This is a genomic window from Parafrankia irregularis (assembly GCF_001536285.1).
GTDB lineage: Bacteria > Actinomycetota > Actinomycetes > Frankiales > Frankiaceae > Parafrankia > Parafrankia irregularis.
Genome location: NZ_FAOZ01000003.1, coordinates 246315 through 269167 on the forward strand (window position 1 = coordinate 246315; position 22853 = coordinate 269167).

Below are 22853 nucleotides of genomic sequence, written 5' to 3' on the forward strand. Positions count from 1 at the left end.
GCGGTGGAGGGCACCGGCTGTCCGACATCCACCGCCGGCCGGTGGGCCCATCTCGTCCAGGGATGTCCTCTTGGCGCGTCACGTGCGCTGTGGGTGCCGTACCCGCTAAAGTCCGCCGGTGCCGATCATTGGGAATGATGCGACGTGATGGGGCAGACGCACGTGTTGAGCGGCGGAGTGGCCTGGTTGGCCGCCGCTCCGCTGCTCTCGCGGGAGGAGCTGCTGGGTTCGCACGCGCTGTCGCTGTCCTCCAGCCAGCTGATCGCCGGTGCGGTCGTGGCCGCCGGCGCGGGCCTGCTGCCCGACATCGACCACCCGTCGGGCCGGATAGCCAACACGCTGGGGCCGCTGACGAAGACGTTGTGCCGGTGGGTGAGCCGCCTGTCCGGCGGCCATCGGCACGCCACCCATTCGCTGCTGTTCGCGGTCGCCATGGGAATCCTCATGGGGCTGCTGGCGGAGCATTTCCGGTACGGCTGGTGGGCCGCGCTGTTCGTGCTGGTCGGTTTCGGGCTGCGTGGGCTCGGCCTGGACTTCAAGGGGCACGACGTCTGGTCCGGGCTGAAGGACTGCCTGACGGCCGGGATCGCCGTGTACCTGATGCGCGACCTCGACATGGGCTTCGCCGGCTACGCCGTCACGATCGGTGCCCTGGCCCATCTGCTCGGAGACTGCCTCACCCCACGCGGATGCCCGTTGCTGTGGCCGGTGAACTGGCGGATGGAGACGGTCCTGGTGCCCCGGACGAACGGCACGGTCGAGCGGAAGGTCGTCGTCCCGGTCCTTTTCTGCGCCGCGGTCATCCTGACGACCGGCACTCTGGTCGGCGACGACCCGTTCCTCTGGTTCGGCCGCATCCCGACGGGCTGAGCTAACGTGCCGGTGTCCCCTTTCCCGAGGACCGCGCCTGTCGGGTGCGGCGTGCAAGGAGCGTCCGGTGGCCCTGCCTGAGCCTGACCTGACCGCTGATCTGACGCCCGAGCAGCTGCTGACCACAACACGCAGCGTCCGTAAGCGGCTCGACCTGGACCGCCCGGTCGAGCCGGCGCTGATCGACGAATGCCTGCGGATCGCGCTGCAGGCCCCGAGCGGGTCGAACCGGCAGGGCTGGCACTGGCTCGTGGTGACCGACCCCGACCTGCGGGCCGGAATCGCCGACGCCTACCGCAAGGGTGCCGCCGGATATCTGGCCGCCGCGGACCGGGCCAATGCCCAGCAGTACGAGGGCGAGCGTGCCGCGACCCAGGCCCGGGTCACCGATTCCGCCCGCTATCTCGCGGAGAACCTGCACCGGGTTCCGGTTCTGGTCATTCCGTGCATCGAGGGTGACGCCGCCTCGGTTCCCGCCGCGCAACAGGCCGGTTTCTGGGGTTCGCTGCTGCCCGCGGTCTGGAGCTTCATGCTCGCCGCGCGGCTGCGCGGGCTCGGCACCGCCTGGACGACCCTGCACCTGACCCATGCCGGGGAGGTGGCGGAGCTCCTGGGTATTCCGCCCGGTTACACCCAGGGTGCGCTCGTGCCGGTCGCCCACACCGTCGGCACCGGTTTCCGCCCGGCGTCCCGGGAGCCGCTGGAGACCGTCCTGCATCGCGACCGCTGGTAACGCGGTAGCCGTATCGGGTTTGCGCCCCCCTGCCGCCTCTCAGCGCAGGGGGGCGGGGTGCGCGGCGAAGAAGTCCCAGATGCGCGTGGTCGCGTCGAGGGCGTCCGACGGCTTGTCCGCTCCCAGCAGCTGCGTGAGCGGCTTCGCGTCGCTGCCGGGCCACTGGTGGCCCGCGCCGTCGATCGTGACCAGCTCGACCGCACGGCCGTCGGGACAGGCCGCGGCGGACGTCGTCAGCACACCCTCGACGGTCACCGACGGCTGCGGGCAGTCGTCGATCGCGCGCCAGGCGGCGGCCACCTCGGGGACGGGCGGGCCGTCGATGCCCGGGTACCGACGGCTGAACGGGTCGCCCTGCTCACCGTCGTACCGGATTGATTTGTCCTCGGTGCCGTGAATGTGCAGGACGGAGGCCTTCGCCGCCGACGAGCAGTCGACCAGCATCGTCGTCGAGACAGCCGCGACCGCGGCGAACAGGTCGGTCTCGCAGGCCATCCGGTAGGCCATCGCGCCGCCGTTGGAGATCCCGGTGACGTACACCCGGCGCGGGTCGACGTCGATCCGGCCGCCCAGCGTCGCGAGGACGTCCCGCAGGAACGCGACGTCGTCCACGTTGTCACCCGCGGCGGGGCCGCAGCAGGTGCCACCGGCGTTCCAGGAGCGGCTGGTCCCGTCGGGAAACACGGCGAGGAAACGGCCGGCGTCGGCGGCATCGTCCCACCGGTAGCTGTTCTCGGCCTGCGTTCCGCTGCCGTACCCTCCGTGCAGCATGACGACCACGGGCACCTGGCCGGTGAGCCCGGAGGGCCGGTAGAGGTGAACCGTCCGTTCCTCCTTCGCCCCTGCCACCGTCAACGCGAAGCTCGACCGACCCGCCGGAATCGGCGCCCCGGCGCCCGGCTGCGAGGGTGCCGACGGGGAATCCGAGCCGCCGAGGCGCTGCCGTAGGGGACCGGACCTGCGCGCCCCCGAGTCACAGGACACCAGGAGAGCGACCAGCACGGCCGCCATGAGCAGTGCGGCTCCCAGAACAGCCCGCCGATGTGCGCGGAGCACCGAGATCGACATGCCGCCAGAATAGGCAAGTACCTTGCCTATTTGCAATGGCACGATACCTCCGTGAGCCAGATGTTCCGGCCGGTCGCCGCGCAGACGACACCGGCCCTGCTTCAGAGAGTCGCCAGGCTGCAAGCCGCCCGGGTGGCCGAGGGCTTCGCCGCCGCCGGGCTCACCGGCCTGCGCCCAGGCCACGCGCTACTGCTCGTGCCCCTGCTGGGCGGGGGTCGCCGCGTCTCCGAGCTCGCCGAGGGCCTCGGCGTGACCAGGCAGGCGACAGCCCAGGTGGTGACCACCCTGGAGCGGGGCGGGTATGTCGAGCGGATCGCCGATCCCGACGACGGCCGAGCCCGGCTGGTGCAGCTGACAGCCGCCGGTCTGGCGGCGTTGCGCGCGATGCGCCGCACCGCGGTCGCCGTCGAGCAGGAGTGGTCGGAGCTCCTCGGCCCCGACGGCCTCGACCAGCTCCGCACTCTGCTGATGGCGCTCGTGGCCGGAGACGACGGCCTCGCCGAACCCTGAGCCGGGTTTCGGTGCCGCTCGCCACCGAATGCGCGCCGACGCCGACCGCGTCGCGGTGAGGCAGAGCGGACGTTGCGGCGCGGACGTTGCGGCGCGGGGGTGCGGCGCGGGGGTGCGGCGCGGCCGGTGCGCCTTTTCCCTCTCGCGGTGCATGGACACGGATGCCGCGGGTCCGCGCCGACGACGGAAAAGACCCGGTCTGGTTGCTCGTGCTTCCGCGCGTGTGCTAGACAGGTGCCCAACACGTATTGGGCACTCGCCCAAGAGTTTTCTGACGCGCGCGGCGCCACTCGGAGGGAGAGCGGGTTGACCGACTGGAAGACGATCGATTTCTTCAACGACGAATCGCTCGTCGAAAACCCGTATCCGTATTTTGACGATCTACGTGCCACCTGCCCGGTGCTGCCGCTGCCGCATCTCGGGGTCGTCGCGGTGACCGGCTATGCCGAGGCCACCGAGGTGTACCGCGACGTCGACACCTTCTCCTCATGCAACTCGGTGGTCGGCCCCTTCGCGGTCTTCCCCGTTCCGCTGGAGGGTGACGACGTCGGCGCCATCATCGACGAGCACCGCGACCAGTTGCCGATGAACGAGCACATGGTCACCATGGACCCGCCGATGCATACCAACGAGCGTGCGCTCGTCATGCGGATGCTGACACCGAAACGGCTGCAGGAGAACGAGGAGTTCATCCAGGGGCTGGCCGGCCGGCAGCTCGACGAGTTCATCGACGCCGGCAGGTGCGAGTTCATCCGCGCCTACGCGCAGCCGTTCGCGATGCTCGCGGTGGCCGACGTCCTGGGTGTTCCCGAGGCCGACCACGAGCGCTTCCGGAAGGGCTTCGGGCTGAGCACCAGCCCCGGCCAGATCGGCGCCGGCGGGGAGTCCGACGGCGAGCTGAACGCGCTGGGCTGGCTGGACAACTGGTTCAGCAAGTACATCGAGGACCGCCGCCAGAACCCGCGCAACGACGTCCTGACCCAGATGGCGACGGCGACGTACCCCGACGGGAGCATTCCGGAGGTGATCGCGGTCGTCCGTGCCGCGACCTTCCTGTTCGCCGCGGGGCAGGAGACCACCGCCCGGCTGCTCGGTGCCGTGCTGAAGTACCTCGCCGAGAACCCGGAGGTCCAGGACGAGCTGCGGGCGAACCGTGAGCTGATCCCCGACCTGATCGAGGAGTCGCTGCGGGTCGAGAGCCCGGTCAAGGCCGACTTCCGGCTGGCGCGGCGGAACACGACGGTCGGCGGCGTCGAGGTGGCGGCGGGTACCCCGGTCATGCTCCTCAACGGGGCGGCGAACCGCGATCCGCGCCATTTCGAATGCCCGGCCGAGTTCCGGCACGACCGCAAGAACGTCCGCCAGCACATCGCGTTCGGCCGTGGGGTCCATTCCTGCCCCGGTGGGCCGCTCGCCCGTGTCGAGGCCCGGATCAGCCTGGAGCGCATCCTCGACCGCACCCGCGACATCCGGCTTTCCGAGGAGCATCACGGCCCGGCCGGCGACCGCCGGTTCAAGTACGAGCCGACCTGGGTGCTGCGCGGCCTGACCGAGCTGCACCTGGAGTTCACCCCGGTCACGAGCGGATCCGCCTGAGCCACCTGAGCCACAGATGACGTGGGGGCGGTCAGGCCCGGGACCGGATCGGTTCCGGGCCTGACCGCCCCCACTGTTCAGAGCGCGACTCAGAGCGCGACCAGGTCATGCCGCCACCGCTCCTCGAGATACGGCAGCGTCTCCTTCTTCAGCCAGTGCTCGAAATAGTCCGACGAGGCGTGCGCGGTGACCGCCGCCGCGTCGACGTACTCCTCGTAGATTGCGAAGACGGCCGGATCCCGCGGCGACCGGCAGACGTTGTACGCGAGATTTCCCGGCTCGGCCCGGGTGGGCTCCACCATCCGCGCCAGAGAATGCGCGACGCGCTCCTCGAAACCAGGCTTCACCTTATAGTGCACAATTATCACGGACGACATCTTCTCTCCTGCTGCGCGCGGCTTCTTCGAGGGCCCACCCATCATGGCCGCCGAACCGCCTGACCCGGGCCTCTTCGCCCGCACCGGCCCGCACGCGGACCGTAAACCTTAGTTTGCCGGTTTATGGTCTTCACTGTTCTGATCCGCCTCCTAGGCTCGGTTCCTACCTGCCGAAGGGCCGTTTGGCCCCCAGGTTGCAGGTCTCCAGGATTCGAGAGGACGGTCGGAGTTGATGCCACCAAGGGCGGTGCCGCGGCTCGTCGACGGGCAGTGGCTGATGCCAGCCGACGGCCGGCACATCGACGTCGTCGACCCGGCGGACGTGCGCCGGGTCGTCGGGCGGGTTCCGGCGATGTCCGCGGCGGAGGTGACCGAGCTCTACGACGCGGCGGTACTGGGAGCACGCCGGTGGCGCGCCACCGGACTGCTCGGCCGCGCCCAGGTGCTGATCGACGCGGCCGCCGACCTGCGCGGACGTCGCGAGGAGATCGCCGCCGACCTGGTGGCCGAGATGGGCAAGACCCTCGCGGAGGCCACGGTCGAGGTCACCAAGGCCGCTGACTTCTTCGACTACTACGCGAGCATGGCCCGCCAGCCCTACGGGCACCTGCTGGCCGACAGCCGCCCGGGCACCGAGACATCCGTACGCTCGGAGCCGCTCGGAGTGGTCTGCCTGATCACCCCGTGGAACGACCCGTTGCTGACCCCGGCCCGCAAGGCCGCCCCGGCCCTGATCGCGGGCAACGCCGTCGTCCTCAAACCGGCGTCCGAGACACCGCTGGTCGCGGTGCACCTCGCCCGTTCCCTGCACGACGCCGGTCTGCCCGCCGGTGTGCTCGGGCTCGCCCTCGGACGCATCAGCGAGATCGAGGCGGCGCTGCTGGACGACCCGCGGATCGCCGCGGTGTCGTTCACCGGGAGCACGGCGGTCGGACGAGTCCTCAGGCGCCGGCTCGCGGACCGCACCGTGCGGGTGCAGGCCGAGCTCGGTGGCAAGAACGCCTCGGTGGTCCTCGCCGACGCCGATCTGGCGCTCGCCGTCCCGACCGTCGCCGCGGCGTCGTTCGGGCAGACCGGGCAGCGCTGCACCGCCACCAGCCGGGTGATCGTCGACCGCAAGATCGCGGACGAGTTCATCGCCGGTCTGGTCCAGGCCACCGAATCGATCCCCTACGGTCCGGGCACCGATCCGGACGTCGTGGTGGGCCCGCTCGTCAGCCGGCGCCACCGCGACGACGTCCTGGGCCACATCGAGCGCGCCCGCCAGGAGGGAGCGGTGATCGCCACCGGCGGGACGGCCCCGGCGGACGGCCCGCTGGCCCACGGCTGTTTCGTCACCCCGACCGTGCTCACCGAGGTCACCCCGGCGATGGGAATCTGGCGCGACGAGGTGTTCGGCCCGGTCCTCGCCGTGCAGGTGGTGGATGGTTTCGACGCGGCGGTGGCCGCCGCGAACGACTCCGTCTACGGCCTGGCCGCCTCCATCTTCACCCGCGACCTCGGCCACGCCCACGCCTTCGCCGACCGGGTGGACACCGGCCAGGTGTCGGTGAACCTGCCGACCTCGGGCTGGGACGTCCACATGCCCTTCGGCGGTTTCGGTGACTCCGGCGGGTCGACGGTCAAGGAGCAGGGCTACGAGGGCCTCCGCTTCTACTCGCGGGTCAAGACCGTCGCGATGCGCTGCGAGCCGGGCTCTTGACCGCGGCTCGCACGGCCCGTGAACGGGTCGGGGTGGTCGGCGGCGGCCTCGTCGGCCTCGCGGTCGCCCGCCGGCTGGCCCAGCTCGGCCGGGAGGTCGTCGTCTTCGAGAAGGAGGACGAGCTCGCGACCCACCAGTCCGGGCACAACTCCGGCGTCGTGCACGCCGGGCTCTACTACCAGCCGGGCTCGCTGAAGGCGACGCTGTGCCGTCGCGGTGTCGCCCTGCTGCGCGAGTTCTGCACCGAGCACGGCCTTGAGTTCCGGGAGATCGGGAAGGTCGTCGTCGCCCGCGACGACCTGGAGGCCGGGCGGCTGCGGGCCATCGAGGGCCGCGCCCGGCACAACGGCGTGCCCGGCATCCGCTGGCTTGACCAGGCCGGACTGCGCGAGCTGGAGCCGAACGTCACCGGTGTGGCCGCGCTGCACTCGCCGACCACCGCCATCGTCGACTACCCGGCGATCGCCCGGGCCATGGCGGACGACGTCGTCGCCGCCGGCGGCCAGATCCTGCTCGCCACGACGGTCACCGGGATCAGCCCGGCCGGCGCCGACGCGGTCACCGTCACGGCCGGCTCCCGGGCCACCGGTTCCCAGACCCACCAGCTGGGCCAGGTCGTGCTGTGCGCGGGGCTTCAGGCGGATTCGGTGGCCCGGCTGGCCGGCGACGACCCGGGGCCGGCCATCGTGCCGTTCCGCGGCGAGTACTACCGGCTGGTGCCCGCGCGGACCGGGCTGGTCCGCGGGCTGGTCTACCCGGTTCCCGACCCGGCCTACCCGTTCCTGGGCGTGCACCTCACCCCGCGGGTCGACGGGAACGTCGACATCGGCCCGAACGCGGTGCTCGCGCTGGCGCGTGAGGGCTACCGGCGCCGCGACCTGCGCCCGGGCGACCTCGCGGCCGTGCTGCGCTGGCCCGGGGCGCGCAGGCTGTTCCGCCAGCACTGGCGGGCCGGCCTCGGGGAGATGCGCGGATCGCTGTCCAGGCGGGTCTTCCTCGCGGCGGCCCGGGAATACGTCCCTGACCTGCGGACGTCCGACGTCGTCCGCGCGCCGGCCGGGGTCCGCGCGCAGGCCGTCGACGCCGACGGCTCCCTGGTGGACGACTTCCGCATCAGCAGGCTCGGCCCGGTGACCGCGGTGCGCAACGCCCCGTCGCCGGCCGCGACCTCGTCGCTGGCGATCGCCGAGCACGTCGTCGACCAGATCACCGCGCGTCAGCCTTCCTGACCACGACTTTCTCTCCGTTTTCTCTCCGTAGTTCCCACGTTCCCAGCGGTGGCCCGGTGGGCGCCGCGACCCGTCCCCCCATCCCGAATCGAGGACGCCACAGATGTTCATCGTCGACTCGCAGATCCACGTCTGGCTCGAGGAGACCCCCGACCGGCCGTGGGTGCCCGGGGCCCGCGAGCGGATCCGTCTCAACGGGCACCGCGAAGAGGCGTTCAGCTACGAAGAGGCGCTCCGGCTGATGGACGCCTCCGGGGTCAACCGGGCGCTCATCCTGCCGCCGTCGTGGGAGGGTGACCGCATCGACTACGCCCTCGAGGCGTGCGAGGCGCACCCGGACCGTTTCGGGATCATGGCCCGGATCCCGCAGAACAAGCCGGCCGAGGGCGCGGCGATGATGCGCGACTTCGCGCAGAACCCGTACGTGAAGGGCACCCGGCTGACGTTCCACCGGCCGATCGACCGCAACTGGATGATCGACGGCACGAACGACTGGTACTGGCCGCTGGCCGAGGAGCTGGGCATCAAGACGATGGTGCACGCGCCGATCTGGAAGGCCGAGCTCGGCGCGATCGCGGCCCGCCACCCCGACCTGCGCATCATCATCGACCACATGGGGATCATGGCCCGGTGCGTCGACGACGCCATCGGCTACTGGGTCAAGGAGACCGCTGACCTGCACAAACACCCCAACATCTACGTCAAGGTCTCGGCCGTCCCGGGCTATTCGACCCAGCCGTTCCCGAACCTCAACCTCGCGAAGTACGTTCGCGAGATGGTCGACGCGATGGGTCCGCAGCGCTGCTTCTGGGGCACGGACCTGACCCGTCTCATGGGCCACGGCCTGACCTACACCGACACGATCGAGCAGTTCACCGAGCACTTCGGCTTCACCGCCGAGGAACTCGAGTGGATCATGGGCCGCGGGATCTGCGAGTGCCTCGAATGGCCGATCGAGGACGCCCAGCTCACGGTCGGCTCAGGTGCCGGCGGCGCGGAGGCGGCGTCGTGACGGACCTGACGGACGAGAAGGACCCGAAGGACCCGAAGGACGGTGGGGAGGCGATCCTCGAGGCCTGCCGGAACCTCGGGGTCGATGTCATCTTCTCCTCGCCGGGCTCCGAGTGGGCGCCGGTGTGGGAGGCGCTCGCCCGGCAGGAGAAGAACGGCACGGCTGGGCCGCGCTACCTCGATCTGCTGCACGAGACCCTCGCCGTGGCGATGGCGACGGGATACGGGCTGGTCACCGGCCGACCTCAGATGGTCCTGCTGCACGCGGTGCCCGGTCTGTTACAGGGTGCCTGCGGCATCCACGGCGCGCTGCTGGCCAACGTCGGCATGGTCGTCTGCTCCTCCGAGTCGATCACCTACGGCGAGACCGGGACCGATCCCGGTTCGCAGTGGTACCGCAACCTGTCCATCGTCGGCGGCACGCAGGCGGTCGCCGCACCCTTCGTCAAGTGGTCCACCCAGGTCGGCAGCGTGTCCACGCTGTACGGCTCCGTGGTCCGGGCAGCCGAGATCGCCCGCCGGGGGCCGGCCGGTCCGGTGTACCTCAACGTCCCGGTCGAGGTCCTGCTCGAACCATGGGAGCCGTCGGCGACGGCCGTCCGGCCCGTGGCCCTGCCCGGCAGCCGGGTCAGCACCGAGCCCGAGCTGGCCGAGGCCGCCCGCCGGCTCGTCGCCGCCGAGCGCCCGGTCATCGTCACCGAGTCGGCCGGCCGGCATCCCGACGGCTTCGCCGCGCTCGTCGACCTCGCCGAGCTGCTCTCGATCCCCGTCATCGAGCCGCAGTCAGCGGTGTGCGCCAACTTCCCGCGCACCAGTGAGCTGCACCGCGGCGGGGAGGGCGGCGCGCTGTTCGCCGAGGCCGACCTGATCGTCCTGGTCTGCTGCCGCGCCCCCTGGTACCCGCCCAGCAACCGCCCCGCGGACGCCGCGGTGCTGGTCATCGACGACGTCCCGCACCGCCCGTACAGCGACTACCAGGTCCTCACCGCGGACCAGTACCTGGAGGGCGATGTCGGGCCGACGCTGCGAGCGTTGGTCTCGGACGTCTTGGAGCTCGGTGTCGACGACGAGCGGGTCGCCGCCCGGCGCGCCGCACTCGCCGCTCCCCGACCGGCACGAGCCGCCGCCGGCGAAGGCCTCGACGCCGCGGCCGTGGTCAGGGAACTGCGCGACCTGATCGACCCGCGAGCCGCCGTCGTCGACGAGACGATCACGCACAGCCGGGCCATCGCGCAGCATCTGCGGGCCGAGGAGCCGGGCCGGTACTCCTATGTCCAGGGCGGCCTCGGCCAAGGGCTCGGCGTGGCACTCGGAGTCAAGCTCGCCGATCCGGATCGTGAGGTCGTCCTCACGATCGGCGACGGCTCGTTCCTCTACAACCCGATCGTGCAGTCCCTCGCGGCGTCGCGCGCTCTCGGCCTCCCGCTGCTGGTGGTGGTCTTCAACAACCGGCAGTACCGGTCTATGAAGCTCAACCACCTGCGCTTCTACCCACAGGGCACCGCCGTCACCGAGGACGACTTCCGCGGTGTGGACCTCACCGACCAGCCCGATCTGGCCTCCCTGGTCACACCGTTCGGCATGGTGGGGCACACCGTCACCAGGCCCGAGGAGCTACGCCCCGTCCTCGAGGCGGCGCTGGCAAGCGTCCGGGCCGGCGTCACCGCGCTGGTCGACGTGCATCTCCCGCTGTAGCCGCCACCCGCCGGCCGGGCGAAGCCGAGCCACATCCTCGGTCCCGGCCCGTTCGCTCCCCGTTCGTGCACTCGGCCTCGTCGCCGTCCGTCCGGCGCACGTACGCCGGACGGACGGTGTGGCGAGCGTCGCCGTCATCGCCGCCATCGCCGCCATCGCCGCCTGAGCCATCGGAGGTTCCCCATGCCTGCCCCCCGCACCATCGTGCCGGACAAGGCGTTGCGCACACTCGTCAGTGACATCTTCGTCGCGGCCGGCACCAGCCGCGAGCACGCCGACACGATCGCGGACGTCCTGGTGTGGGCGAACCTGCGCGGTGTCGACTCGCACGGAGTCTCCCGCATCCCCCGCTACCTCGAGCTGTTCGACAAGGGCGAGGCGAACCCGCGGCCCCAGATCGCGGTCGACGAGCTGCGGTCGGCCGTCGCGGTGATCGACGCGGACTCGGCCCCCGGCCCGGTGGCGCTGTCGATGGCCATGCACCAGGCCGTCAGCATGGCCCGCTCGAGCGGCATCGCCTGGGTCGCCGTGCGCGGCACGGTGCACACCGGCGCGATCGGCTACTACACCGAATGCGCCGCCCAGTACGGGATGGCCGGCCTCGGCATCGTCGCCGGCGTGCCGAACATGGCCTACACCGGCAGCACCGGCGCCGGCGTGGCAACCAGCCCGCTCTCCGTCGCGGTGCCCGCCGGACGCCATCCGATCGTCCTGCTCGACATGGCGACGGCGGTCATCGCGCTCGGCCGGATCGCCCAGCACAGGAGCAGCGGGCGGCCGCTGCCCGAAGGCGCGGCCCTGACGAAGGACGGCCGGCCCACCACCGACCCGGCGGAGGCCGCCGTGCCTCTGCCGATGGGCGGCGCGAAAGGCGCCGGGATGTCGCTCGTCTTCGAGCTGCTGACCAGCGGCCTCACGGCCAACCCGATCGTCAGCCCGTTCCACAGCGGTAGCCCGGAGGGCCGGCGGCACCGACAGAACGCGGCCCTGCTCGCCGTCGACATCTCGGCGTTCCTGCCCGTCGACCAGTTCCGGGGAATCGTCGACGAAACGGTCGACGCCATCAAGAGGCTGCCCGCGAACGACCCGTCCGCGGAGATCCTCGTCCCCGGGGAGCGGGGCACCCGCACGTTCGCCGACCGGCTCACCGGCGGCATTCCACTGCCCGTTCCGATGGTCAACAAGCTCTGCGACCAGGCCGCCGCGCTCGGTGTGGCGATCCCGGACGGTGTGCGCCCGGCCTGACCGCCCCCGCCCGGGTGCACGCCGCCCTCCTGGTCGCCATGGCGTCCAGGAGGGCGGGAGGGCGGGAACGGTGTGCGGACGGCTCAGTCGTTGACCATGCTCAGTCGTTGACCATCCTGTCGGCCTCCGACAGATGCTCGACGGTCTGACCGGTCGCCATGAAGGTGCGTGTCACGAACGCCGAGTCGTATACCCACAGAATCACCATCGGGACGTCCCCGATGTTGCGGAAGAGATGCGGAATTCCGGCTTCGACATAGGTGGTGTCGTGGGGTTCCAGCGCGGTCAGCTCACCGTCGATCTCAACTTCGGCGAGACCGCTCAGCAGCGTCACGTGCTCGACGCAGTTATGCGTGTGCAGCGGCGCTCCGGAGCCCACCGGGTAGGTGCTGATACCGGAGGTCAGCGTTGTTTTCTCGATGGCGCTGGACCTGGTAATCAGCGGTATCGTGCACACGGCACCACCACGATCGAGGCGCGTGACGTTTCGCGTCCTGATGATCGTCATCTCGAGTCCTCAGCTCTCTCTAGTCAAGCCCCCGAACAGCCCGGGATCGTCCAGGTTGAGGTTAGGTGGGCCGGTCGCGGGCCACGATCGGCGATCCGGAACTCTAATGTTTCGGGGTCTTCACCAACAGCCGTCGGACAGCTCTGGACACAACGTCGAACGTTCATCATCGTTACCCCAATCACAGCTTTCGTCTTTCGTCATGGTCGACATCGAGGAGGATGTTCGTGCGACTCAAGCCGCTGGAAACACTGTCCCCCCGGCAGGCGGAGATCAGCGATCGAATCACCAGCCGGCGCGGCGGCACCCGCGGTCCTTTCCTGGTCTGGTTGCGCAGCCCCGAGCTTTGTGAGCGGGTCGAGGCACTCGGCGCGTTCTGCCGGTTCGAGTCGGCGCTGCCGCTGAGGCTGCGGGAGCTCAGCCTGCTGATCGCCGCCCGTCATTTCGACGCGCAGTATTCCTGGAACGCGCACGTCGACAAGGCCGCCGACGCGGGTGTCGACCGCGCGGCGCTGGAGCGCCTCGCCCGCCGCGAGGACCCGGCCTTCACCGCCCCGGACGAGCAGCTGCTCTACCAGTTCGCGACCGAGGTCCTCACCGAGCACTTCGTCCGCGACGAGACCTTCGCCGCGGGCCTGGCCGCGTTCGGCGAGCAGGGCCTGGTCGACCTGATCGGCAGCCTGGGCAACTTCTCGATGCTCGCGATGCTGCTCAACACCTTCCAGGTCGATCTTCAGAAGGACCGCACCAGCCCGTTCCCGGACATCTCCGGCTTCACCCGGGTCGGCCCGGTGTCGAACGGGGCGCCGTCCGCATGAGCATGGCGTCGTCCCTTCCGGGCATCCGGTCACCCCGGCGGCCCGGGTCGTCCACCGACCGGCATGGCACGGCTGTGCTCAGCCCGGACCAGGGGGCCGCGGACGGTCACGGGCACGCGGACGGCCACGGGCAGGGGCACGGCGAAGGCCACGGCGCGGGACACGGGCGCGGCCGCGGGAGGCGGCCTGGCGGGGCCGCGGGGCTCGGCCAGCACGGCGCCCGCTTCGCGGTGCTGGGTGTCTGGCTCATCATGGCGGTCGTCTACGGGATCGCGGTGCCGGAGACCTTCCTGACCTCCGGCACCGCCAAGACGATCTTCGGAAGCCAGCAGGCCCTCGTCTTCCTCACCGCCGCGCTGCTGTGCACCATCTGCGTGGGCGAGTTCGTCGACCTCTCGGTCGCCGCCGTCTTCGGCCTGTCCGCGATCCTGGTGCCGGTCCTGAACGTCGACCACGGATGGAACGTGTGGCTCGCGAGCCTGGCGGCGATCGCCATCGCGACGCTGTGCGGCGCCATCAACGGCGCCCTGGTCGTCCGGCTCGGCGTGAACACCATCGTCGTGACGCTGGGGATGGGCACGCTCCTGCTCGGCATCGCGCTGTGGATCAGCAACATGACGCCGATCAGCGGGCTGAGCACGGGCTTCTCGAAGATCGCACTGTTCGACGTGCTGGGGCTGCCCGTGAGCTTCTACGAGGGCGTCGGGCTCATGCTGGTCTTCGCCTACGTGCTGATGCTGACGCCGCTGGGCCGCAACATGCGGTTCGTCGGCGCGAACCGCGAGGTGAGCCGGCTCGCCGGCATCCGGGTCAACCGGGTGCGGTTCGGCGCCTTCACGACGGCCGGCGCGATCAACGGTGTCGGCGGTGTCCTGGCCGCGGCGGCGACCGGCGGGTTCGACCCGACGGTCGCCAACAGCTATCTGCTGCCGACCTTCGCGGCCACGTTCCTCGGCACCGCGATCCTGCAGCCGGGTCGGTTCAACCCGCTCGGCACACTCATCGCCGTCTACTTCCTCGCCACCGGCATCCTGGGCCTGCAGTTGCTCGGCGTGGCCGCCTGGATCTCGAACGTCTTCTACGGCGGGGTCCTCATCGTCGCTGTGACGATCTCGACGCTGTTGCATGCCCGATCCGGGAGCTGACCGACGCTCCTGGGGTCTGTGACCCAGTCCCAGTCCCAGCTCCGCGACCCCTGCTTCCCGCTCAGCCAGTCCCGCAGCCGCGGCCGCGGGAGTCTCCGCCTGGAGGATGAAAATGATCACTACCGCACGTGCGTCGCGATCGGCCACCCGGTTTCGCCGGGAGCGATGGGCCATGCTGGTCGCTGCCTTAACCGCGGCGGGCTTACTGGCCGCCTGCGGCTCGGACTCCACCGACAGCGACGGCACGTCCACGGCTGGCGGTGGTGGTGGTGTCAGCACGGCCGCCGGTGACCTGGCCGCCAAGGTGACGGAGCTGAGCAACCCGCGGAAGACCCTGCCGATCCCGACCGACGAGGTCGAGGGCGTCGACAGGCTGCGCGGCAAGACGGTCTACTACATTCCGATCACCCAGCAGGCCCCGGCGCTCACGGTCACGGCACGCGCGCTGACGTCCGCGCTGTCCGCCGCCGGCGTCGACGTCCACGTCTGCAACGGCAACTCCAACCCGTCGGACATCACCTCCTGTGTGAACCAGGCGACGGGCGCGAGCGCCGCCGCCATCATCACCGACGCGATCCCCTACGCACTGGCCGGCAACGCACTCGGCGCCGCCCAGAGCAAGGGCATTCCGGTACTGATCACGAACCAGATCCCCGACTCCGCCCACCCCGCCGGCGACAGGCTGGGCTACATCGAGGGTGCCGGCAAGGCCCAGCAGCGTGCCATCGCCGACTGGATCATCGTGGACTCGGGCGGAAAGGCCAACGTCGTCATCAACGGCAGCACGGACTCGCCGTCGACCCAGGCCTATGTCGCCGCCGCGCAGGAGGAGTACAGGGCACACTGCCCGGACTGCGAGGTCAAGGTCAACAAGATCTCCTCGGCGAACTTCAGCCTGATCGCGTCCTCGACCAGCTCCGCGATTCTCACGACCCCGGGCGTCGGCTACGTGGTGTCCGAGTTCGAGCAGTACCTGCAGCCGACCCTGAACGGTGTGCAGCAGTCGGGCAAGGCGTCGTCCATCCGCGGCGCGGCGGGATCCGCTCAGATCACCGGCCTGCAGATGCTGGCCTCCGGGAAGTTCCTCCACGTCGACTCCGGCCAGGCCAACGTGTTCCAGGGCTGGGTCGACGCCGACGCGGCCATCCGGATGATGCTCGGCCTGCCGCTGCCCGAGTACGAGATCCCGATCCGGCTCTTCACCCGGGACAACGTCAAGGACATCACGGTCAGCAGTGAGGCGGAGGCCACCGGCGAGTGGTTCGGCCCGACGGACTTCCCGGCGAAGTTCCGCGCGCTGTGGGGCCTCGGTTGACCGTGAAGGCGGCCGAATCCAGTGCGATGACGGTGCCACGGCTGCGGATCGACCGGATCTCGAAGACGTTCGGCCGCGCCCGGGTCCTGCGCGAGGTCGGGCTCGATCTGCACCCGGGTGAGATCCACGGCCTGATCGGGCAGAACGGCTCCGGAAAGTCGACGCTGGCGAAGGTGCTCACCGGCTACCACGCGCCCGATCCGGGCGGCCAGGTCCTGGTCGACGGCACCCTGCTGCGGCTGCCCATCCGCCCGCTCGACGCGCGTGCGCACGGGCTGGCCGTCGTCCATCAGAGTCTCGGCCTGGTCAACGACTACACGGTGGTCGAGAACCTGAGGGCCGGCCGGCTGCGGGCCAGCCGGTTCTCCCGGCGGATCGACTGGAGGCACGAGCTCACCGAGGCCCGAGAGGTCCTCGATCGTTTCGGTCGCTCCGTGCCGCTGGAGGCCAAGGTCGGATCCCTGCCCGAGGAGGACCGGGCGACCGTGGCGATCGCGCGGGCGATCCAGGACGCACGCGAAGGCTCCGGACTGATCATCTTCGACGAGTCGACCCGGTCGCTGACCCGGCGCTCGTTGGAGCGCTTCTACGAGATGCTGGACGAAGTGGTGTCGTCCGGGACGGCGGCGCTCGTGATCACCCATCGGCTCGAGGAGGTCGTCGACGCGGCCGACCGGGTGACGGTGCTGCGCGACGGGTGCGCGGTCGAGTCGGGCCTGCCCACCGCGGGCCTGCGCGAGGCCGATCTCGCCGAGCTCGTGGTCGGGCATCGGGCGCAGGTCGCCAGCGACGTGCCCACCCACCGGCTGGGGCGTGGGCCGGCCATCGTCGAGACCGAGGCTGTCGGCGACTCCCCCGGGATCTCCGGTGCCGCTGACGTCTCCGCCGCCCACGCGGTCGCTGACACCGACAGGTCGGAAGACCCCGACGGCACCGCGCCCGCCGACAGCAACCCGCCCGCCGACAGCGGCACGCCCGCCAGCGGCACCAGGCCTGCCACGATCAGGCTCAGCGGAGTCTCGGGCAAGGTCCTGGACCAGGTGGATCTGTGCATCGAGCCCGGGGAGGTCCTCGGCGTCACGGGCCTCGCCGGCTCTGGCTACGAGGAGCTCCCCTACCTCGTCGCCGGGGCACGTCCCGCCCGGGCCGGCCGGTTCACCGTCGGCAGCACCGACCTGGATCTGACGGAACTCGACACCCAGCGGGCCATCGCCGCCGGCGTCGCGCTTGTTCCCGAGGGGCGCGAGCACGCGGGGCTGGCGTTCGAGCTGTCGGTCGCGGAGAACATCGCGCTGCCGCGGTCGCAGGGGCACGGCGGGTGGAAACCGGTGAACCGCACCGCGGAACACTCGATGGTGCGGCACTGGATCGGCGCGCTCGATGTCCGGCCCCCCAGGCCGTCGATGCCGGTCGGCAAGCTGAGCGGCGGCAACCAGCAGAAGGTCCTGCTCGCCAAATGGCTTGCCACGCACCCACGGCTGCTGGCCCTGCACGAGCCAACTCAGGCGGTGGACGTCGGAGCGCGGCAGACGATCGTCGAGACGATCAGATCGGCGGCCGCCACCGGCTGCGCGGTGCTGGTCGCGGGCTCCGACGAGAACGAGCTGGCGCTGCTGTGTGATCGGGTGCTCGTCCTGCGTGACGGCGCGGTGGCCGAGGAGCTCACCGACCGGATCTCGCCGGACGCGATCGTGGCGGCCACCTTCACCTCGGCCGCCCGCCAGGCTCTCCGCCCCTCCGCCCGCGCACAGGCGGAGGCTGTCGCTGCCACCGACAGCGATACCGCCACCCCCGCCAACGGTATCGACGACGGAACCGTTGCGCCCGACGGCGCCGTTGTCGACGACCACGACAGCATCACCAACAGTGACACCACCACGGTCGACGACACCGCGAGTGCCGCCGAGAACGACTCCGCCACGTCCGCTGACACGTCCGGTGACACGGATGGTGACACCGGACGTGTCGAGAGAACGGACAGCGGCGAGGCACCGGCATCCGCGTCGGCGGCGAGCCTGACCGGCGCCGGGTAACCCGATTCAGGGCGGGCCCGACCGGGAACGACGCCGGCCCGCATACCGCTGGGAAACGAATCTCTCACCTACCGCGACCCTGCTCTTGTCACGGTCGGTGAGAGGTTTACGACCAGTCCGGCCGGGCGTTACCATCGGAACCTTGTCTCGGCGAAAAAAGGGATTTACAGATGGATCGCCTGACCGTAATGCGGAGCTTTGTCCGAGTCGCGGACGAAGGAAACTTCAGCCGCGCGGCACGACAGCTGAACATCTCGGGATCGCTGGTCTCCCGCCATGTCGCGGAACTCGAGAAACAACTCGACATTCGACTCGTGAACCGCACGGCGCGGGCCGTGACCCTGACCGCCGCCGGCCGGCGTTACCGCGACTTCGCCGACCGCATGCTTCAGGAAATGGATGCGGAGGACGCCGCACTCCGCGGCCTGCGGGAGCGGGTGGAAGGCCCGCTGGCAGTAATCTGCCCAAAATGGATCGGAAATCTCGACCTCGGCGAGGCGATCGCGGACTTCGCCGTCGACCACCCGAAGATTCACGTGCGATTCGAGGTCGGTGGAATGTCGGACCGCCCGTTCGAGTTTCTCGACCAGGGCTACGACGTCGCCTTTCACACCCGGGATCTTCGCGACTCGACCATGCTGATCCGAAAGCTGGCGGACATCGAGTACGTGTTGTGCGCAGCGCCGGAGTACCTGGCCGCACGACCACCGCTCAAGGATCCCCAGCAGCTCGCCGAGAACGACTGCCTCATTCATCTCAACGACCCGATCTGGCACCTGCGCGGGAACGGTCAGGAGATCCATTCGAAGGTGCCGACGGCGGTCTACTCCTCGAACAGTTATCTCACCCTGCGCAAGGCCGCCGTCCGCGGCCGGGGGCTGGCACTGATGCCCATTCGCACCGTCTCCGCCGATCTCGCGAGCGGGCTGCTCGAACGAGCCCTTCCGGACTACCAGGGGCCGGCCCGGTCACTCTATGCGGTCCATTCACCCGGGGCGCACACCCTGCGCAAGGTCCGGGTTTTTCTCGACTACATCACCGCGTGGTTCACACGGAACCCGATGACGGTCAGTTCGGCCGAGCTGAGCAAACCGGCCTGAACCGAGCTTTACCAAGCCGCCTGCGTCCCGGATCCGCATCATTAGCCTTCGCCGTGCGCACAGTCGGGAGGATGGTTCGACCGGTACAACGGCCCTAGGCTCACCGTATCGGCGTGGGGCAGCAAAGTCGCACGTTTCCAGCTGAGGAGCACTGCACCCGTGACGATCCTGCGTATCGAACGCGCCGTCTACGCGGTCGACGATCTACCCACCTGCACAAGGTTCTTCCAGGACTTCGGCCTCACCCTGTCAGCCGCCCACGATGACGCGGACAAGGACGAGAACGAGGACCGGGCCGTGTTCACGACCCTGAGCAACCAGGCTGTCGAGCTCCGGCGGTCCGACGACCCGTCCCTTCCCCCGCCGGTCGAGCCCGGACCCACGATCCGCGAGGTGGTCTGGGGCGTCGACACGCAGGAGAACCTCGACCAGCTGGTCCGCGACCTGCGGACCGACCACGAGGTCCGGGTGGACGCCGCGGGTGTGGCGCATCTGTTCGACGAGACGGGCTTCGGCCTCGGGCTCGCCGTGGCCGCCCCCGCCGAGCCACCGGCCGTCGAGATCCCGGTCAACCGGTTCGGTGCCGTCGGGCGCTGGAACCGGGGCCTCGACCCGTTCGCACCGGTGCGCCCGCTGCGCCTGTGTCATGTGGCGCTGAACATCCCCAAGAACGGCTGGCAGAAGGCGGTCGCGTTCTACACCGACCGGCTGGGTTTTCGCATCACCGACCAGGTGCTGCCGATGGGAACCTTCATGCGCTGCGAAGGTGACTTCGACCAGCACACCTTGTTGTTGTGCCACCGGCCCGACCGCGCCGGAATCAATCACACCTCCTACGAGGTGAACAGTTTCGACGACGTCATCCTGGGCGGGAACCAGATGATCGAGGCCGGCTGGCGCGAGGCCAGGCGGCTCGGCCGGCACACCGTCGGGTCGAACGTCTTTCGTTTTGTTCACGCGCCGTGCGGCGGGCGGGTGGAATACGCGGCTGACATGGACCGCGTCGACGACTCGTACGCGCCCCGAACGCACGAGGTCACCCCGCCGCACCACCTCTGGACGCTGCAGACCAACAGGGAGAGCGCACAATGACGACGCAGCCGGGCATTTACGAGGTGCCCGAGCCGGTTGCGGTCGCGACCGACTATCCGACCCTCGCGATGCACATCGACGGCCGCTGGACCGACGGCAGCGGTGACCGCCGCGAGGCCGTCATCAACCCGGCCACCGGCACGCCGCTGGGCAGTGTTCCGCTGGCGGAGAAGGCCGACCTGGACGCCGCGCTCGCGGCGGCGGCCCGCGGCTACCGGATCTGGCGCGACACGCCGGTCGAGCGACGGTCGCGGATTCTGCGCCGGGCCGCGGACCTGCTGCGTGAACGCGCCCCCCAGATTGGCCGGGTGATGACGCTCGAGCAGGGCAAGGCACTGTCGGAGGCCGTCGGTGAGGTCCAGCGGGTGGCGACCCTGCTCGACTGGGACTGTGAGGAGGGCCGCCGCGCCTACGGGCGGATCATCCCGACCGGGCCCGGTGAGACCCTCACCGTGCGCCGCGAACCGATCGGCCCGGTCGCCGCCTTCACGCCCTGGAACTTCCCGGCCGGCAGCCCCATGCGCAAGATCGCGGCCGCGCTGTCCGCCGGCTGCTCGATCGTGATCAAGGCCTCGGAGGAGGTGCCCGCAACCGCCTGCGCGCTGGTGCGGTGCTTCGAGGAGGCCGGGGTTCCGGCCGGGGTCCTGAACCTGGTCTTCGGCGTCCCGGCGGAGGTGTCCGAACATCTCGTCGCCTCGCCGACGATCCGGTTCGTCGCGTTCACCGGGTCGGTGCCGGTCGGCAAGAAGCTCGCCGGGCTCGCCGCCGCGGTGATGAAGCCGACGATCATGGAACTGGGTGGGCACGCCCCGGTCATCATCTGCGACGACGTCGATCCGGCGGCCGCGGCCGCCGCCTGCGCCCGCGGCAAGTACACCAACGCCGGTCAGGTGTGCACCTCACCGAGCCGCTTCTTCGTGCACGACAGCATCCACGACGAGTTCGTCGACGCGTTCGTCAAGGCCTCCGAGGCGGTCGTGGTCGGGGACGGCCTGGCGCCGGGCGTCCAGATGGGCCCGTTGGCCAACGAGCGCCGCCGGGCCGCCGTCCGGCGCCTGGTCGACGACGCCCGCGACCGCGGGGCGGCCGTGCTGACCGGCGGCGAGGACCTCCCCGGCCCGGGATTCTTCTACCGCCCGACCGTGCTGGCGGACGTCCCCGCCGACGCCGAGATCCTGCGGGACGAGCCGTTCGGCCCGGTGGCTCCGGTGATCCGCTTCCGCGCGCTCGACGACGCGATCGCGCAGGCGAACGCGCTCCCCTACGGCCTGGCCGCCTACGGCTTCACCCACCGGGCGGACACCGTCGCCCGGCTCACCGACGCCTTCGAGGCCGGGATCCTGTCGATCAACCATGTGGGCGGGTCCGTGCCGCAGGCGCCGTCCGGGGGCTTCAAGGAGAGCGGCCACGGGCGCGAGGGGGGATCCGAGGGCCTGGACGGCTACCTGGTCACCAAGCGCGTCTCGCACCGGCTGGCGATCTGATGCGGACGATCTGATGCGGGCGATCTGATGCGGGCGATCTGATGCGATGGTGCCGTTTCGAACGCGGTGGCGTGCCGAGCTTCGGGGTCATCGTCGACGAGCAGGTCTGCCCCGTCGACGGTGACCCGTTCGCCGGGCACCGGCCCAGCGGCGAGCCCGTGGCGCTGGCCGAGGTGCGGCTGCTGGCGCCGGTGCTGCCCCCGACCTTCTTCGCCGTCGGCCTGAACTACGCCAGCCACATCGAGCACGCGCGGGAACGCGGCTACGCCCTCGCGGTGATGCCCGAGCGCCCGGAGATCGGTTACCGGGCCAACAGCGCACTGATCGGGCCCGGCGAGGCCATCGTCAAACCGGCCGACTGCACCGGCCGGTTCGAGACCGAGGGCGAGCTGGTGGCGGTGATCGGGCGCCGGGTGCGGCACTGCTCCCGCGAGCAGGCCGTCGACGCGGTGTTCGGCTGGACGATCGGCAACGACGTCAGTGCCCGGGAGTGGCAGCGCAGCGACCGCACCCTGTGGCGGTCCAAGAACAGCGACACCTTCAAGCCGATGGGTCCGTGGATCGAGACCGACGTCGACGCTCTGGCCGCCACCACCACGGTCAGTCTGGACGACACGGAGGTCGCGCGGTTCGCCACCGGAGACATGATCTTCGATCCCTACGACTACATCCGCGAGATCTCCCGCTACATCACGCTCATGCCCGGCGACGTCCTGTGGATGGGCACCGAGTCGGTCGTGGCGATGGAACCGGGCCAGACCGTCGGCGTGACGATCTCCGGCATCGGCACGCTGAGCAATCCGGTGGAGCTGGAGAAGTCGTCAGCAGCGGCCGAGGAGAAATGATGAGCAACCGACCCGCCTATATCCATCACGTCAACTTCCCGACCACCGATCCGGAGCGCACGAAGGCCTGGTACTCGAAGGTTTTCGGGCTCAGGGCGATCACCCCGAAGAGCAACACCAGGGTGGTCCTGATGACCCGCGGGAACTTCGACCTGCATTTCACCCCGGTCGAGGAGATGGACCGCATGTCGCCCTACCACTTCGCCATGGAGGTGGAGGACTGGGACGGCTTTCTCGCCCACCTGCACGAACTGGGCGTCCGGCACACCCGGCCCATCGAGCGGCCCGAGAACAACTCGAAGTTCTGCTACATCCACGACCCCGACCACACCATGATCGAGATCGTTTACCACGGCAACCGCCCCGGGGCCGGCGGCGGAGCGCCACCCCGCCAGGCCGCCGCACCCGCACCCACCCCCGCGGCCGCGCCCGCCTTCATCGACGACTCCGCCGACTCCGCCGCCAAGGGAGCGTGAC

Annotated in this window: 21 protein-coding genes; 18 read left to right on the forward strand and 3 right to left on the reverse strand. The window is 70.3% G+C overall.

Translation table 11 applies throughout. From position 1 onward, the window contains the following. Positions 1 to 147: 147 nt before the first annotated feature. Both AWX74_RS05995 and AWX74_RS06000 read left to right on the forward strand, forming a co-directional pair. Positions 148 to 870: a metal-dependent hydrolase gene (locus tag AWX74_RS05995; RefSeq protein WP_091272467.1), complete on the forward strand. Its 723-nt coding sequence runs from the start codon at positions 148 to 150 to the stop codon at positions 868 to 870. A 67-nt stretch (positions 871 to 937) separates the two neighbouring features. Further along, positions 938 to 1603: a nitroreductase family protein gene (locus tag AWX74_RS06000; protein WP_091272470.1), complete on the forward strand. Its 666-nt coding sequence runs from the start codon at positions 938 to 940 to the stop codon at positions 1601 to 1603. A 39-nt stretch (positions 1604 to 1642) separates the two neighbouring features. On the opposite strand, the gene AWX74_RS06005 is transcribed toward AWX74_RS06000, so the two are convergent. Further along, a complete protein-coding gene (locus tag AWX74_RS06005) occupies positions 1643 to 2713 on the reverse strand; it encodes an extracellular catalytic domain type 1 short-chain-length polyhydroxyalkanoate depolymerase (protein WP_242666094.1) in 1071 nt (356 codons plus the stop codon). Positions 2714 to 2731: 18 nt separating this feature from the next. Between AWX74_RS06005 and AWX74_RS06010 the strand changes: the two genes are divergently transcribed. After that, the gene (locus tag AWX74_RS06010; RefSeq protein WP_091272917.1) at positions 2732 to 3181 is read left to right on the forward strand and encodes a MarR family winged helix-turn-helix transcriptional regulator; all 450 of its coding nucleotides are present in this window, start codon (positions 2732 to 2734) and stop codon (positions 3179 to 3181) included. A gap of 306 nt (positions 3182 to 3487) precedes the next feature. Further along, positions 3488 to 4777 carry a cytochrome P450 gene (locus tag AWX74_RS06015; RefSeq protein ID WP_091272475.1) on the forward strand — a complete coding sequence of 430 codons (1290 nt, stop codon included), beginning with the start codon at positions 3488 to 3490 and terminating at the stop codon, positions 4775 to 4777. A gap of 89 nt (positions 4778 to 4866) precedes the next feature. Here AWX74_RS06015 and AWX74_RS06020 read toward each other — a convergent pair whose 3' ends face one another. Further along, positions 4867 to 5154, reverse strand: coding sequence for a putative quinol monooxygenase (locus AWX74_RS06020; RefSeq protein WP_091272478.1), 288 nt, complete (start codon positions 5152 to 5154; stop codon positions 4867 to 4869). A 232-nt stretch (positions 5155 to 5386) separates the two neighbouring features. Here AWX74_RS06020 and AWX74_RS06025 point away from each other — a divergent pair, with 232 nt between their 5' ends. The 5 genes from AWX74_RS06025 to AWX74_RS06045 all read left to right on the forward strand — a co-directional run bounded on the left by AWX74_RS06025 (position 5387) and on the right by AWX74_RS06045 (position 12036). Beyond that, the gene (locus AWX74_RS06025) at positions 5387 to 6856 is read left to right on the forward strand and encodes an aldehyde dehydrogenase family protein (RefSeq protein ID WP_091272480.1); all 1470 of its coding nucleotides are present in this window, start codon (positions 5387 to 5389) and stop codon (positions 6854 to 6856) included. Continuing rightward, entirely contained in the window at positions 6853 to 8085 is a 1233-nt protein-coding gene (gene lhgO / locus AWX74_RS06030) for an L-2-hydroxyglutarate oxidase (RefSeq protein ID WP_091272482.1), read from the forward strand. The genes AWX74_RS06025 and lhgO overlap by 4 nt, the downstream gene beginning before the upstream one ends. 103 nt (positions 8086 to 8188) lie before the next feature. Then, on the forward strand, positions 8189 to 9097 hold the full coding sequence (locus AWX74_RS06035) for an amidohydrolase family protein (protein ID WP_091272484.1): 909 nt from the start codon (positions 8189 to 8191) through the stop codon (positions 9095 to 9097). Then, entirely contained in the window at positions 9094 to 10791 is a 1698-nt protein-coding gene (locus AWX74_RS06040) for a thiamine pyrophosphate-dependent enzyme (RefSeq protein WP_091272486.1), read from the forward strand. The genes AWX74_RS06035 and AWX74_RS06040 overlap by 4 nt, the downstream gene beginning before the upstream one ends. Before the next feature lie 183 nt (positions 10792 to 10974). Continuing rightward, a complete protein-coding gene (locus AWX74_RS06045) occupies positions 10975 to 12036 on the forward strand; it encodes an Ldh family oxidoreductase (RefSeq protein WP_091272488.1) in 1062 nt (353 codons plus the stop codon). A 100-nt stretch (positions 12037 to 12136) separates the two neighbouring features. Here the strand turns inward: AWX74_RS06045 and AWX74_RS06050 are convergent, their stop codons facing one another. Further along, positions 12137 to 12544, reverse strand: a complete 408-nt coding sequence (locus AWX74_RS06050; RefSeq protein WP_091272489.1) for a cupin domain-containing protein — start codon at positions 12542 to 12544, stop codon at positions 12137 to 12139. A 221-nt stretch (positions 12545 to 12765) separates the two neighbouring features. Here AWX74_RS06050 and AWX74_RS06055 point away from each other — a divergent pair, with 221 nt between their 5' ends. From AWX74_RS06055 to AWX74_RS06095, 9 genes are all read left to right on the forward strand, one after another. Continuing rightward, the gene (locus AWX74_RS06055; RefSeq protein WP_242666095.1) at positions 12766 to 13362 is read left to right on the forward strand and encodes a carboxymuconolactone decarboxylase family protein; all 597 of its coding nucleotides are present in this window, start codon (positions 12766 to 12768) and stop codon (positions 13360 to 13362) included. Further along, positions 13359 to 14507 carry an ABC transporter permease gene (locus AWX74_RS06060; protein WP_091272492.1) on the forward strand — a complete coding sequence of 383 codons (1149 nt, stop codon included), beginning with the start codon at positions 13359 to 13361 and terminating at the stop codon, positions 14505 to 14507. The genes AWX74_RS06055 and AWX74_RS06060 overlap by 4 nt, the downstream gene beginning before the upstream one ends. A gap of 172 nt (positions 14508 to 14679) precedes the next feature. Next, positions 14680 to 15822: a sugar ABC transporter substrate-binding protein gene (locus tag AWX74_RS06065; protein ID WP_242666096.1), complete on the forward strand. Its 1143-nt coding sequence runs from the start codon at positions 14680 to 14682 to the stop codon at positions 15820 to 15822. Between the two features lie 26 nt (positions 15823 to 15848). Continuing rightward, positions 15849 to 17855, forward strand: coding sequence for a sugar ABC transporter ATP-binding protein (locus AWX74_RS06070; protein WP_242666097.1), 2007 nt, complete (start codon positions 15849 to 15851; stop codon positions 17853 to 17855). Between the two features lie 170 nt (positions 17856 to 18025). Continuing rightward, positions 18026 to 18955 (forward strand): LysR family transcriptional regulator, encoded by a 930-nt coding sequence (locus tag AWX74_RS06075; RefSeq protein ID WP_076824476.1) that lies wholly within the window; start codon positions 18026 to 18028, stop codon positions 18953 to 18955. A 159-nt stretch (positions 18956 to 19114) separates the two neighbouring features. Continuing rightward, on the forward strand, positions 19115 to 20047 hold the full coding sequence (locus AWX74_RS06080) for a VOC family protein (protein ID WP_091272500.1): 933 nt from the start codon (positions 19115 to 19117) through the stop codon (positions 20045 to 20047). Continuing rightward, positions 20044 to 21531, forward strand: a complete 1488-nt coding sequence (locus AWX74_RS06085; RefSeq protein ID WP_091272503.1) for an NAD-dependent succinate-semialdehyde dehydrogenase — start codon at positions 20044 to 20046, stop codon at positions 21529 to 21531. The genes AWX74_RS06080 and AWX74_RS06085 overlap by 4 nt, the downstream gene beginning before the upstream one ends. Positions 21532 to 21572: 41 nt before the next feature. Further along, a complete protein-coding gene (locus AWX74_RS06090; protein WP_091272505.1) occupies positions 21573 to 22376 on the forward strand; it encodes a fumarylacetoacetate hydrolase family protein in 804 nt (267 codons plus the stop codon). Continuing rightward, complete coding sequence (locus AWX74_RS06095; RefSeq protein WP_091272508.1) at positions 22376 to 22852, forward strand: VOC family protein; 477 nt, start codon at positions 22376 to 22378, stop codon at positions 22850 to 22852. The genes AWX74_RS06090 and AWX74_RS06095 overlap by 1 nt, the downstream gene beginning before the upstream one ends. The last annotated feature ends 1 nt before the right edge of the window (position 22853 follow it).

Excerpts from the sequence above, each read along its gene's own strand:
- AWX74_RS06055 (WP_242666095.1), top strand. The coding sequence starts at position 12,766 with ATGTTCGTGCGACTCAAGCCGCTGGAAACACTGTCCCCCCGGCAGGCG.
- AWX74_RS06095 (WP_091272508.1), top strand. The coding sequence starts at position 22,376 with ATGAGCAACCGACCCGCCTATATCCATCACGTCAACTTCCCGACCACC.
- AWX74_RS06070 (WP_242666097.1), top strand. The coding sequence starts at position 15,849 with ATGACGGTGCCACGGCTGCGGATCGACCGGATCTCGAAGACGTTCGGC.
- AWX74_RS05995 (WP_091272467.1), top strand. The coding sequence starts at position 148 with ATGGGGCAGACGCACGTGTTGAGCGGCGGAGTGGCCTGGTTGGCCGCC.
- AWX74_RS06025 (WP_091272480.1), top strand. The coding sequence starts at position 5,387 with ATGCCACCAAGGGCGGTGCCGCGGCTCGTCGACGGGCAGTGGCTGATG.
- AWX74_RS06065 (WP_242666096.1), top strand. The coding sequence starts at position 14,680 with ATGCTGGTCGCTGCCTTAACCGCGGCGGGCTTACTGGCCGCCTGCGGC.
- AWX74_RS06090 (WP_091272505.1), top strand. The coding sequence starts at position 21,573 with ATGCGATGGTGCCGTTTCGAACGCGGTGGCGTGCCGAGCTTCGGGGTC.
- AWX74_RS06010 (WP_091272917.1), top strand. The coding sequence starts at position 2,732 with ATGTTCCGGCCGGTCGCCGCGCAGACGACACCGGCCCTGCTTCAGAGA.
- AWX74_RS06035 (WP_091272484.1), top strand. The coding sequence starts at position 8,189 with ATGTTCATCGTCGACTCGCAGATCCACGTCTGGCTCGAGGAGACCCCC.
- AWX74_RS06050 (WP_091272489.1), bottom strand. The coding sequence starts at position 12,544 with ATGACGATCATCAGGACGCGAAACGTCACGCGCCTCGATCGTGGTGGT.
- AWX74_RS06075 (WP_076824476.1), top strand. The coding sequence starts at position 18,026 with ATGGATCGCCTGACCGTAATGCGGAGCTTTGTCCGAGTCGCGGACGAA.
- AWX74_RS06060 (WP_091272492.1), top strand. The coding sequence starts at position 13,359 with ATGAGCATGGCGTCGTCCCTTCCGGGCATCCGGTCACCCCGGCGGCCC.
- AWX74_RS06045 (WP_091272488.1), top strand. The coding sequence starts at position 10,975 with ATGCCTGCCCCCCGCACCATCGTGCCGGACAAGGCGTTGCGCACACTC.
- AWX74_RS06020 (WP_091272478.1), bottom strand. The coding sequence starts at position 5,154 with ATGTCGTCCGTGATAATTGTGCACTATAAGGTGAAGCCTGGTTTCGAG.
- AWX74_RS06085 (WP_091272503.1), top strand. The coding sequence starts at position 20,044 with ATGACGACGCAGCCGGGCATTTACGAGGTGCCCGAGCCGGTTGCGGTC.